General features: G+C 54.4%; 10 protein-coding genes. 5 read left to right on the top strand and 5 right to left on the bottom strand.

All coding sequences use genetic code 11. The annotated features are described in order from the left end of the window. The first annotated feature begins 15 nt into the window (after positions 1 to 15). Positions 16 to 2154: an acyltransferase family protein gene (locus H7F11_RS00860; RefSeq protein ID WP_193650684.1), complete on the top strand. Its 2139-nt coding sequence runs from the start codon at positions 16 to 18 to the stop codon at positions 2152 to 2154. Between the two features lie 43 nt (positions 2155 to 2197). Here H7F11_RS00860 and hflD read toward each other — a convergent pair whose 3' ends face one another. The 5 genes from hflD to gluQRS all read right to left on the bottom strand — a co-directional run bounded on the left by hflD (position 2198) and on the right by gluQRS (position 8002). Further along, positions 2198 to 2857 (bottom strand): high frequency lysogenization protein HflD, encoded by a 660-nt coding sequence (gene hflD / locus H7F11_RS00855; protein ID WP_193650685.1) that lies wholly within the window; start codon positions 2855 to 2857, stop codon positions 2198 to 2200. Positions 2858 to 2889: 32 nt separating this feature from the next. Continuing rightward, complete coding sequence (gene glnD / locus H7F11_RS00850) at positions 2890 to 5487, bottom strand: [protein-PII] uridylyltransferase (RefSeq protein WP_193650686.1); 2598 nt, start codon at positions 5485 to 5487, stop codon at positions 2890 to 2892. 2 nt (positions 5488 to 5489) lie between these two features. Continuing rightward, the gene (gene map / locus H7F11_RS00845) at positions 5490 to 6299 is read right to left on the bottom strand and encodes a type I methionyl aminopeptidase (protein ID WP_010639892.1); all 810 of its coding nucleotides are present in this window, start codon (positions 6297 to 6299) and stop codon (positions 5490 to 5492) included. A gap of 28 nt (positions 6300 to 6327) precedes the next feature. Further along, positions 6328 to 7026 carry a DNA/RNA nuclease SfsA gene (sfsA, locus tag H7F11_RS00840; protein ID WP_193650687.1) on the bottom strand — a complete coding sequence of 233 codons (699 nt, stop codon included), beginning with the start codon at positions 7024 to 7026 and terminating at the stop codon, positions 6328 to 6330. A gap of 76 nt (positions 7027 to 7102) precedes the next feature. Beyond that, positions 7103 to 8002 carry a tRNA glutamyl-Q(34) synthetase GluQRS gene (gene gluQRS / locus H7F11_RS00835; protein WP_193650688.1) on the bottom strand — a complete coding sequence of 300 codons (900 nt, stop codon included), beginning with the start codon at positions 8000 to 8002 and terminating at the stop codon, positions 7103 to 7105. Between the two features lie 172 nt (positions 8003 to 8174). Here gluQRS and thiL point away from each other — a divergent pair, with 172 nt between their 5' ends. The 4 genes from thiL (at position 8175) to recA (ending at position 11723) form a co-directional block, all read left to right on the top strand. Beyond that, a complete protein-coding gene (thiL, locus tag H7F11_RS00830) occupies positions 8175 to 9197 on the top strand; it encodes a thiamine-phosphate kinase (protein WP_193650689.1) in 1023 nt (340 codons plus the stop codon). Further along, on the top strand, positions 9187 to 9675 hold the full coding sequence (locus tag H7F11_RS00825) for a phosphatidylglycerophosphatase A (protein ID WP_193650690.1): 489 nt from the start codon (positions 9187 to 9189) through the stop codon (positions 9673 to 9675). The genes thiL and H7F11_RS00825 overlap by 11 nt, the downstream gene beginning before the upstream one ends. Continuing rightward, on the top strand, positions 9672 to 10517 hold the full coding sequence (locus H7F11_RS00820) for a CinA family protein (protein ID WP_193650691.1): 846 nt from the start codon (positions 9672 to 9674) through the stop codon (positions 10515 to 10517). Before H7F11_RS00825 ends, H7F11_RS00820 begins: the two co-directional genes overlap by 4 nt. Before the next feature lie 168 nt (positions 10518 to 10685). Further along, on the top strand, positions 10686 to 11723 hold the full coding sequence (gene recA / locus H7F11_RS00815) for a recombinase RecA (RefSeq protein WP_193650711.1): 1038 nt from the start codon (positions 10686 to 10688) through the stop codon (positions 11721 to 11723). The last annotated feature ends 15 nt before the right edge of the window (positions 11724 to 11738 follow it).

Below are 11738 nucleotides of genomic sequence, written 5' to 3'. Positions count from 1 at the left end.
TTGCGGGATGACGGTATGCTCTATCTGGATTATCTGAAGTTTCTCGCCATGGTCGGCGTCATTGGGTTTCATGTGCATGAAACCATTACTTTTGGCAGCGCATGGTTTTCTGGTGGTTATCTGGGTGTTGATGTATTTCTCTTTGTTTCTGGATATTTAATAGAGAGATCCATGCATCATGCGACGGATTCTGGCTTTCTGAACAGTATGCGCACTTTCTTCAGAAGGCGCCTTTCTCGTATTGTCATTCCCATGCTGGTGGTAACCTGGATGGTCGCTCTGTTTGGTTATTACTTTCATCTGACCAGTTGGGAACCGGCTGTTTATTCATCGCTTTTTGTCTATAACTTTTATCTGATATTTCATCATATATCTTATTTTCAGACCTTTGCGATGCCGCACCCCTTTATTGGAATGTGGTTTATTTCATTGTTGGTGCAGTTGTATGTTTTGCATTTTTTGCTGCGTAAAATAATTCGTAACCAGTATTTTTATTTTGTGCTGATGTTGCTATTGCTGATGGTTACGGTCGGAGGAGCATACTGGTTGGGTGTACATCATCAGCTTAATGCTGCTTATGTTTTACCTTGGCATGGTTTTTCCTATATTGCCGGGATTCTGGGTTTCATGGTTCTGAGTGGTCGTGAGCCCAAAAAAGTTCCCCTTGTTTTTGATCTGCTGGTGGTCATGGCTGTGCTGGGTATTGTTGGTCTGTTACTGCTGGCTCCTTATCGAAATTATGTCATATATTCTTTACCAGTATTATTGCTTGCTGCAATTTATATTTATGCTGCGGAACGATCCACAGTCTTTGCACAGATGAAATGGCAATTGGGCGGGGCTTTGGGAGAGATGTCATACTCCTTGTATTTATGGAATGTTCCAGTTATTTCTTTTCTCTATTATTTTTATCATGGCGCGACTGATTACGTTTTAGTGATACTTTCTGTGTTGATTATCCTGTTGTTGTCGGTGCTTACCTATGCCTTGGTTGAAGTCAGTATACAGAATGCTTTTGGCAAGAAAGCGCGGCATCATTTTTCCCTGCAAACAGCTTTTACTGTGGCTCTGATTCTGGGCTTGGGCATTGCCGGTTGGTATGATACGGTGGTTGTTAATCAGCAATTTATTCATGAACGCGAAAAAAATCTCCACCTGCTGTTATACAAGCATTACCAGGCGCTCAAAATTGCCCAGCTGCAGAAGCAGTTACTGGCAATCCGTCAATCAGGTAATGCGGCCCTGGCGGAACCGGCGGGAAATGCCCTCAGTGCCAGAGGCGCAACGTCTGCCCCGGCGGCTGGCTCCATGACCTGGCAACCCAATCCACAACCGGGGTATCTCTATAACGGACAGGAAATCCGCCAGAATCCTGCCTATCCAGAAAAACAGGTATTGGTTGTTACGGATTCCATTCTTCTGGGATGGTCAGGTTTTGTGATTCATCAGGTTCCCAATGCCATACTGGACGGTAAAGTGGGTCGACAGTTTTCGCGTGCTCCAGCCGTCCTGCAGGCAGAGTTGGCTCAACCTCAAAATGCAGATATTCGCTATATCGTTCTGGAGCTGGGCAGTAATGGCGATGTCTTTACCCAGGATCTGGATCGGGTAATGCGCGAAGCCGGAAATCGCAAAGTCATGCTGATTATTCCCAATGTTCCCAGAGTCTGGGAAAACGAAGTCAAAGCACAGTATCTCCATGCCAAGGCACAATATCCCAATGTTTATTTGTTGCACTGGGATCGTATCAGCCATGATCAATATAATTACTTTGATCCTGATCAGGTCCATTTGACCTGGGACGGTGCCCAGGCCCTGGTGAATGCGATGCTTGGAAAGTTATACACCATGGGTTATCAACAACCTCAGCCGGTTGCTCATGCGCAGTCTGTTCAATCAGGTCAGGCGCATCTCGTTGCCACCAAGCCACTTAAATCCAGTACAGCAAGTACAGCAAGTACGCAGTCGGCGACGGCTCCCGCGCGCTCAGTCTCAGTTCAACCCCAGACCCAATCTCCGCTACCTACCACCCGCATCAAATCCTTTACCATCGCGCCACTGAGCACCGCGTCTACGGCATCTGTCGTCAGCAATGCGGTGCCGGCACAGAGACAGAGTACTGATGCTTCGGGTCTCGATAGTTTCCAAAATTAATTCGGATGCTCAGAACCTGACCGCTGCTGCGAGTTGCAGGGTTTCAGCATGAATTGTTCGTAGAAAGCAATTCTTCGGCTTCCTGACAAATACCCCGACGTTCGAGCAGGCTTCCAGGAATGTGACCACCCGCCTGCCGCCAGAGTACGGCAGCGCGAATACCGCTGAGCAGGAGCGTGCGGATACGGGCGGCATCGTCAGCGTCACTTAAATAGCGGCTGTCACCGCTGACGATAATGCGCGGGCGCAAGGTGCCAATAGCTTCCGTGTAGGTTTGGGCCAGACCGGCAATGACGCTGCTCTGCAGCGGATCACCAAAATGCTGAATTTGCCGCTTGGCCTGCTGAATACCTTCATGCACGCGCTGTGAAGCGGCCGCATTTTTTAACAGGCGTTTACTCAGGCTGCTCATCGCCATGGCATAGCGCAGCAGTTCGGCTTCCTGGGCATTGGCGGGGCCGCGTTGCAGGAGCGGGCAGAGCAGGGCCAGTGCCTGTCGTAAACTCTGGATGTCTCCCAGTGCCTGACGAGTGCTGGCACTATCCAGGGACAGAATGCTGTGAATACAGGTAGCCAATAGTGGCCCCGGTTGTTCACCATTGCGGGCAATGTTCTGTACCAACAGGGCGCTACGGATAATAGCTGCCAGCGCCAAAGTACGATCGCGACGGCGGTCTGCTTTGGGAATCAGAAAATCCCACATGTAACTCTGCCTTTATTATGAGAAAAAGTCATTCAGTGCGTTTGTCCATTCAGCATTTCGTCCAGCGTGCCAGTAAGTTTTTTGCTTTGGGTTTCAGTTAATTGTCGACCCCTTTCATTGAGAATAAAAAAGGTATCTTCAACCCGCTCACCAAATGTAGACACCTTGGCTCCATGAATATTCAGCTGTAAGGCGCGTAATACCTCACCTACCCGATAAAGCAGCCCAAGATGATCGGCCGCACGCACTTCCAGCAGGGTATAGCGGGAGAGGGCGTGGTTATCCACACGGATTTCAGCAGGACGCTGGGCAAAAAAACGATGGCGTGGGTCGCGGTGGCGCAGACCAAAATGTGGCTTGCTTTCGGTTTCTCCTTCGATAATGGCGCGCAGCCGCACCGCAAGATCCTGGTCGGCCTGCTCGGTTCGTGCAAAGGCGTGACTGTTGTCAATGACCAGAAAGGTGTCAATGGCTCGACCATCTTCACTGGTATCAATGCGCGCGTCGATGATGTTGAGGGACTGGCGATCCAGGGCGCCAGTAATTTGCTGAAACAGACCGGGACGGTCAGGACCATAAATCAGGATTTCGCTGCCCTCAGGCTGGTGGGCGCGCACCGCTACCAGGGTTTTACGACTTTTATGGGCGAGAATCTGCTGAATGTGCCATAACAGTTCATTTTCGCTGTAACGCGAAAAATAGGCCCCCGATAAATGCTGCCAGAATACTCTGGCGCGGATTTGCTCTTCCTGCGTCAGGCATTGCAACGCGTTTTCCTGACGATCCCGGACAATGTGAGGCAGGTCCTGACGGCTGCGATCTTCCTGCTGCAGTTCGGTAGCCGTAGCGCGATACAGGGTGCTGAGCAACAAGCCTTTCCAGTCGTTCCAGAGGTCCGGATTGGTGGCACGCATGTCTGCTACGGTCAGTAACAGCAAGTAGGCCAGATGCCGTTCATCACCGACCATTCTGGCAAAATCCCGGATGACCTGAGGATCTTCCAGGTCACGGCGTTGGGAGACCGTACTCATCTGCAGGTGCTGCTCCACCAGCCAGATGATCAGTTCCGTGTCCCTGGCTGACAGCTGCAGGCGTCGGGCAAAACGTCGTGCCTCCTGAGCACCAATTTGGGAATGATCGCCGCCCCGGCCCTTGCCAATATCATGAAATAACCCGGCCAGAACCAGCAGTTCCGGTTTATCCACTTGTGCCCAGGCCTGTTTGAGTACAGACATCCGGGTTTCTTCCTGCTTATGAAGCAGTCCGATGTTACGCAGCAGAAACAGGGTGTGCTGATCGACGGTGTATACGTGAAACAGGTCATGCTGAATGCGGCCGGTAATGCGTTCAAAAGCTGGAATCAGCCGCCCGAGGATGCCACATTGATGCATGATTTTCAGGCTGTCATAAGCGCCATCTGCTTGCGCCAGCAGCGCCAGGAATTCATTTCTGGCGATGGGATCCTGTTCAAGATTGCGGGCCTGTATGTTACTGCGCAACTTATAAAGCGCGCGTTGGGTCAAGGCATCCAGAGAAATGATCTGTGGGTTCTCGGCCAGCTCGCGAAACAGGCGTAATATTTTCTGCAATAATTGCGGATCATCTGCCTGGGGAAGGGGCACTAGGTTCCGGACAGGTTGAGCCGAATCTTTGCTCAGGCTGCCCTGATCAGCCAGGTACAGGGCAATATTTTCCTGAGCAATGGCAGCAATACGCATAATGTCGGCAAAGGCGCGATAAAGCTTTTGCATGAGCTGTTCAACCGGACTGCGGCCGGGATGCTCCTGGTAACCCAGTACCTCGGCGAGTTGGCGTTGCTGCTCCAGGCGCAAGCGGTCTTCATGGCGGCCGGTGGCATAGTGCAGGGTGATGCGCAGGCGCGTCAGAAAAGACTGAGCCCGGAGAAGTTGCCGATATTCTTTCGGGGTGACCAGGTTTTTCTGGCACAGGCACAGCAGGCTGCTGTCTCCGAAAACGCTGCCAGTCAGCCATTGCAGTTGATGAATATCGCGAAGCCCGCCAGGGCCCTCTTTCAGGTTGGGTTCCAGATGAAAAGCCGTATCGCTACAGCGCGCATGGCGGTTTTCCTGTTCGGCGAGTTTGGCAGCAAAAAAAACTTCCGGTTTCCAGGGCGGATTGGCGTGGAGGGTTTCTTTGAGCTGATCAAATAATTCCCGCGAACCGTAAAGATAACGGGCCTCCAGAAACGTGCTAGCAATGCTGAGATCTTCTCGCGCCTTTTCCAGACATTCCTGAACCGACCGAACACTGGAGCCCACTTCCATTTGCAAATTCCACAGCGCCGTCAGAAAAAAATGAATGAACTGCTCTTCAGCTTCCGAAAGTGCGGGTGGTGTGAGAATCAGCAGGTCCAGGTCCGAGCCGGGAAACAGGGCACCGCGCCCATAACCTCCCACTGCAATCAGGCTGAGTCTGGTTACGCTCTGTTCATGCTCTGCTGCAGTCTGACGCCAGATTTTGCGCAAGGATTTATCCAGCAAAGCACAGTGTTGGCGCAAGAGCGAACGACTGCTCTGCCGTAGGGAGAAACGGCTCTGTAAAACAGACCGTTCCTGACGCAGGGTTTCCGGTACGCCCGGCAGATTCTCGCCTGCCATGAATTCGGGCATGTTCAGATGGGATCGCCGGGGAGTTGGGTCAATACCTCGTAGCTGTCGTCGGTGACCAGAATGGTATGCTCCCATTGCGCCGAGGCACTGTGATCCTTGGTGACAATGGTCCAGCCGTCGGGTAACGCCTTGATGTGACGTTTGCCGGCATTGATCATGGGTTCAATGGTAAACGTCATCCCTGCCACCAACTCCACGCCTTCGCCGGGGTTGCCGTAATGCAGCACCTGTGGTTCATCGTGAAATACCCGGCCGATGCCATGCCCGCAGAATTCCCGCACCACCGAGCAGTGCTGGGCTTCAGCATAGATCTGAATTGCATGGCCGACATCGCCCAGGGTGGCGCCCGGTCGGACTTGCTCAATGCCGCGCACCATGGCCTCGTGGGCAACTTCCATCACCCTTCTGGAACGCAAGGGGACTTCGCCAACCGTAAACATTTTACTGCTATCGCCGTGGTAGCCATCCTTGATGACCGTCACATCAATGTTCAGCATATCTCCATCTTTTAAAACCCGGTCGCCGGGAATACCGTGGCAGATGACGTGGTTGAGGGAAATACAGACCGATTTGGGGAAGGGTGGATATTCCGGACTGGGCTGATAATTCAGCGGGGCAGGAATTCCCTGTAAATCGTTGACAATATAATCGTGACAAATCCGGTCCAATTCTCCGGTAGTGATCCCGGCTTTGACATGAGGCCGAATCATGTTGAGCACCATGGCGGTCAAATGCCCGGCAGTACGCATTTTTACGACTTCTTCAGGGGTTTTGATGTTGCCCTGAGGGGGGTTTTTTCGACGTTGTAACATGAAATTCTCCTGGGGCGACTCAAAGCGGCTAAAAAAGTAGCTGCTCTGCCGCATCAATGACTATTTTATCAGGACTGACCCGGGTTCGGTAGGCCAGTATTTCCACACCCGCCCTGCGCGCTTCCCGGAGCGCCTGTCCATAAGCCGGGTCTACCCGGTCGGCCGGAGCAAAACCCTGACCATCTTCGCGGCCAATCAAAAAAAACATGACGGCGCGCCCACCGTTGGCTACGACCTCGCGGAGTGCATGCAGGTGGCGCAGGGCGCGGGTGCTGACCGCATCGGGAAAACGGATGACGCCATCAGGGTCGAGCAGGGTGCAGGATTTGACTTCGACATAGCAAGGTGGACGCTGGGGATTCTGCAAGAGGATATCTACCCGTTCATGGCTGCCATAGGGCACTTCGCGCCGCAGTTCGTCATAATTCTGCAGGGCGGGAATCTGCCCGTTGACAATGGCTTCGGCCACAATGTGATTGGGGCGTTGGGTATTGATGCATACCCAGCTGCTGCCACTCCAGTAAAGCTCCCAGGTCCAGGCCAGTTTGCGTTTGAGGTTGTTGCTGTGGGAAATGAGAATGGTTTGTCCGGGTTCTGCACAACTGCGCATGCTTCCAGAGTTGGGGCAATGTATGGTGATTTGCTCGCCGGTTTCGAGTTCGCAGTCCGCCAGGAAACGTTTGTAGCGACGAATCAGGGTGGCGGGGACCAGTTCCGGTAAATTCATCGTTGCGCCGACAGCCGTCCTGACGGCGCAGGCCAAAGTCGCAGAAAAGCCTCCAGAACCACTATCGGGTCAATATTCATAGGGGCAGCGTAACGCTTGTAGCCGGTGGATGCCAGAATGGTGTCTTGCCCCGTGCCTCCGCCAGCGCCCAGTTACGCCACTGTTCAGCGGGTGCGCCGTGGAGTTCGGCGGGGGTGTCCCAGCCCAGCAGGCCCAGGGTTGTTTCCCAGCCTTGTCCGGGGTTTCCTGTCCAGGCCGGGCTCTGACTGCTTTTGGAAAGCTTGCTGCCATCGGCGTTGCAGAGAAGTGGCAGGTGCCCATATGCTGTACGGGGCAGGTGCAGGAGGCTTTGCAAATAGCGCTGGACTCCAGTAAACGTGCGTAAGTCGCCACCACGGATGACCTCGCTCACGCCCTGTGCGCCGTCATCGACCACGCAAGCCAGTAGATAAGCAAAATAATTATCGGCGCGGAGCAGAACGGGATCTCCCTGTTCGGGAGGCGTGTTCTGAAGGCCGTGAAAACGATCTTTCCAGACGGGAAACTGTTCGGGAACGCGCAGTCGCCAGGAGCGTGCTGTTCGACCTGCTGCCAGTCCATGGCGGCAGGTGCCGGGATAATTGCCGCCGTGCTGGCGGATTTCCTGACGGGTACAGGCGCAGGGGTAGGCATCACCTTCCTTTATCAAATGGTCCAAGGCTTGTTGATAATAATCATGATGTTGAGACTGCCAGCAGATTGGGCCATCCCAATCAAGGCCGAGTGCTTCCAGCTGACGCAAAATCGTGTCCGCAGCTCCGGGCCGCACCCGGTCCCCGTCCACATCTTCCATACGCAGCAGCCAAAGCCCACGCTGACTGCGCGCGCTGAGATAGCTGCCAATGGCTGCAATCAGCGAACCGGCATGCAGGGGACCGCTAGGGGAGGGGGCAAAACGCCCCACGACTGGCTTTTGTCGGGCCTCTGGTTGGGGCATTGTTGGTGGCCTGATAATGGTCATGATTGGTGCAGTGGGCATGGAGCAAAAGGCATTGTATCAGACTATGGTTCATCTCGGATTACTGTACAATCAGGCCGGTGCTTGGTGATCAGTCCCGGCATCACGAAAGCGCTGCTTAAGCGCGAACCAGTTTAAAATCGGAGCATTCATGGCGGTTGGAGAGTTTGCACTCATCGAACAGTTGCAAAGCAGACTGGGCGGCGGCGGTAAGGATGTGCTGCTGGGAATGGGGGATGACGCAGCCTGGCTGGATCCGGCGGGACAGTCTCTGGTGACCAGCATGGATACGCTGGTTGCCGGACGCCATTTTTTCGCCGATGTGGATCCTGCTGATTTGGGTTGGAAAGCCTTGGCGGTGAATCTCAGCGATCTGGCCGCCATGGGTGCGCAGCCGCGTTGGTGCCTGCTCAGTCTGGCTTTACCAGTGCGTGCTGAAGGCTATTCATACTGGTTGCAAGCATTTGCCGAGGGCTGGCGTATGCTGGCTGAAAGCGCCGGCGTGGCGCTGGTAGGCGGCGATACGGTAGCAACAGATGGCCCGCTGACTTTGACTGTTACCGTATTGGGCGTAGCGGAGCAGGGTATCATGCGGCGCGATGCCGCCCGTCCCGGTGATCTGATCTGGGTTACCGGCACGCTGGGGGATGCAGCCGCCGCCCTCGATCTGGCTTTTGTGGCACGTGGTCTGCCAGGCTATGATTTTGTCTGTTCGGCGGCTCAGGCTCTGGTACTGGAAGCCCGGCGCTTGCGTCCGCTCCCGCGTCTGGACTTTGGCCGGGCGGCGCAGGCTGCTGGAGTGGCCTGCGCTATGGACTGTTCTGATGGTTTTCTGGCTGATCTCAGTCATATTCTCAAGGCCTCCGGGCTGCGGGCACGGGTTGATCTGGAGCATTTACCCCTCAGTCAGAGCCTGGGTGCATGCATTGATCATGACTTGGCGCGCCTTCAACGCTGGCCTCTGACCGGAGGAGATGATTATGAACTTATTTTTTGTGCTCCGCCGTCACTGACCCCATCATTGATGAATATCGCGCATAGATGTGCTTTGCCAATAACGGCAGTGGGACAGATTTTGCCAGCAGACCTGCAAGCCACTGAGCCTGTAGATGTTTACTGGCAGGAGCAGCCTTTGGCGCTGCCGGACATAAGGGGCCATCAGCATGTTTTCTAGGCCCTGGTATCACTGGCTGGCCTTTGGTGGCGGCAGTGGTCTTGCGCCCATCCTTCCGGGAACCATGGGTACCATTGCTGCTGTTCCGCTTTACCTGCTGCTGGTTTTGGCACTGCACAATCTCTGGATATATGCTGCTGTCATATTCATCATGATCGCCGTTGGGCCCTGGCTTTGTGGTCAGACTGCCGAAGACCTGCGTCATGGTGCAGCCGGCAAGCGTGCCCTTGACCCACCCGCCATTGTCTGGGATGAATGGGTGGGGCTGTTGATGACCCTGTACTGGATACCGTTCAGTTGGGCAGCCTTGGGCATCGGTTTTTTGCTGTTCCGTTTTTTCGATATGCTCAAACCCTGGCCTATTTCCTGGTTGGATCGACATATTCATGGTGGAACGGGCATTATGCTGGATGACATGGCGGCAGCGATTCCGGCTTGGCTGATTTTACAGGGGCTGCGAGCGATGGGCTGGTTATGAACAGCGGCGAATTACTGCATATTTTTCTGCCCATGCGGCCAGCGGTGTTGCCCGACGCTCAGCGCCTGGAAGCCTGGGCCGCAATGAGTGGAGTGCGTGCGCGCATCGAGCTGACAGCAGTCCTGCCGGATATAGAGGGCACGGCACTGGGCCTCGGCGCTTTTGTCAACGCCGATGCCTGGAAAGTCATTCCGCAGCATGCCTTGGTCCCGGCTGGCGACTGGCTGGGTCTGCGCAATTGGGCGGAGCATTATTTGCCGCCTTGTCCACAAAGTTTCAGTCGCTTTACCGATCAGAGTCAGGGCACAGAAATTTTACCCGGTGAATTCTGGCTTCAGGAAAAAACGCCGGACGCTTTCGATTTATCCATGGCGCCACCAGAATGGGCGCTGTTGCAACATTGCCCCAAAGCGGGTGGGCCGCGTTTAGCCCTGGCTGAGTCCTGCACCGGTGGCGGCCTCGCAGCCCGGATTACCGCTTTATCCGGATCATCGGCGCTTTTGCAGCACGGTATAGTGACCTATAGCAACACCGCCAAGCGCCACTTTCTTGGGGTGCAGGCAAAAACCCTGATGCGCTATGGGGCGGTATCCGAAGAAACAGCTCTGGAAATGCTCAATGGTCTCTTGCGGGAAGCCGATTTGGGCGCGGCGATTACGGGTATCGCCGGACCTGGCGGGGCAGTGTCGGGCAAGCCGGTTGGTACCGTGTGTATTGCCTGGGGTCAGCGCAATGGTCAACAGCAGGTCCGAACCTGCCATTTTCGTGGCGATCGCTGGAACGTACAGTATGCATCCGGATCGGTGGCGTTGGGTGGTTTGCTGAGTTTGCTGTGTGGATGAAAGATTTATCCCGGGCGTCTTTGCCCATTCCAGTTGCTCAGGTAGAATGCCCGGAAACGTAGATTGAATAATCGGGTCGGTCAATACCCGGATGCCTGGAGCAGGCCGCTGCAAAAACGGGTTATGCCCGAGTGGAATACTCTTCTCAATTCAGAAAAGGACAACATGATGGATGATCAACGCAGCAAGGCCCTCTCGGCCGCTTTGTCCCAGATTGACAAGCAGTTTGGTAAAGGTGCGGTGATGCGCCTGGGTGACCACAACGCCATCAAGGATATTGCCGTTTATTCCACCGGCTCTTTGGGTCTGGATTTGGCTTTGGGTGTTGGCGGTCTGCCCCGGGGACGCGTGGTCGAAATTTACGGACCCGAATCTTCCGGTAAAACCACGCTGACTCTGCACGCCATTGCCAGTTGTCAGCAAGCTGGAGGCACTGCCGCTTTTATTGATGCCGAACATGCCCTGGATCCCGGCTATGCCCACAAGCTTGGGGTTGATCTGGAAAATCTGCTGGTTTCCCAGCCAGATACCGGCGAACAGGCCCTGGAAATTGCCGACATGCTGGTGCGTTCCGGCGCCGTGGACCTGATTGTGGTGGACTCGGTAGCTGCCCTTACCCCCAAGGCAGAAATTGAAGGCGATATGGGCGACTCGCACGTCGGCCTGCAGGCTCGTTTGATGAGTCAGGCCCTGCGCAAGCTCACTGCCAATATCTCCCGAACCAATACCCTGGTGATTTTCATCAATCAGATTCGCATGAAAATCGGGGTCATGTATGGCAGTCCGGAAACCACAACCGGGGGTAATGCCCTGAAATTCTATGCTTCTGTGCGCCTCGACATTCGCCGGATTGGTGCCATTAAAAAAGGTGACGAGGTCATGGGGAATGATACCCGGGTCAAAGTCGTCAAAAACAAGGTGGCACCACCTTTCCGCGAAGCCGAGTTTGCCATTTATTACGGCGAGGGGATTTCCCGCCTTTCGGAGCTGGTGGACCTGGGCGTCAAGTTTGATATTGTTGAAAAAAGTGGAGCCTGGTATTCCTATCAGGGTGAACGTATTGGTCAGGGTAAGGATAATGCCCGTCAGTATCTCAAGGAGCACAAGGAACTGGCCACCAGAATCGAGCAACAGGTCCGTGCTGTTGCAGCCGGTAATCCGCTGGCATTTACGGATGATGTGGTGGAGCCTGCGGTAGTTGAATAATTGTCCAGCCATTCT

Origin of the sequence: Acidithiobacillus sp. HP-2, assembly GCF_015100155.1 — a bacterium.
In the GTDB taxonomy this organism is placed as follows: Bacteria; Pseudomonadota; Gammaproteobacteria; order Acidithiobacillales; family Acidithiobacillaceae; genus Acidithiobacillus.
This window is presented reverse-complemented; position numbering and strand designations above follow the sequence as displayed.

Excerpts from the sequence above, each read along its gene's own strand:
- H7F11_RS00820 (WP_193650691.1), top strand. The coding sequence starts at position 9,672 with ATGAACAGCGGCGAATTACTGCATATTTTTCTGCCCATGCGGCCAGCG.
- H7F11_RS00860 (WP_193650684.1), top strand. The coding sequence starts at position 16 with ATGCTCTATCTGGATTATCTGAAGTTTCTCGCCATGGTCGGCGTCATT.
- H7F11_RS00825 (WP_193650690.1), top strand. The coding sequence starts at position 9,187 with ATGTTTTCTAGGCCCTGGTATCACTGGCTGGCCTTTGGTGGCGGCAGT.
- thiL (WP_193650689.1), top strand. The coding sequence starts at position 8,175 with ATGGCGGTTGGAGAGTTTGCACTCATCGAACAGTTGCAAAGCAGACTG.
- sfsA (WP_193650687.1), bottom strand. The coding sequence starts at position 7,026 with ATGAATTTACCGGAACTGGTCCCCGCCACCCTGATTCGTCGCTACAAA.
- recA (WP_193650711.1), top strand. The coding sequence starts at position 10,686 with ATGGATGATCAACGCAGCAAGGCCCTCTCGGCCGCTTTGTCCCAGATT.
- hflD (WP_193650685.1), bottom strand. The coding sequence starts at position 2,857 with ATGTGGGATTTTCTGATTCCCAAAGCAGACCGCCGTCGCGATCGTACT.
- gluQRS (WP_193650688.1), bottom strand. The coding sequence starts at position 8,002 with ATGCCCCAACCAGAGGCCCGACAAAAGCCAGTCGTGGGGCGTTTTGCC.
- glnD (WP_193650686.1), bottom strand. The coding sequence starts at position 5,487 with ATGCCCGAATTCATGGCAGGCGAGAATCTGCCGGGCGTACCGGAAACC.
- map (WP_010639892.1), bottom strand. The coding sequence starts at position 6,299 with ATGTTACAACGTCGAAAAAACCCCCCTCAGGGCAACATCAAAACCCCT.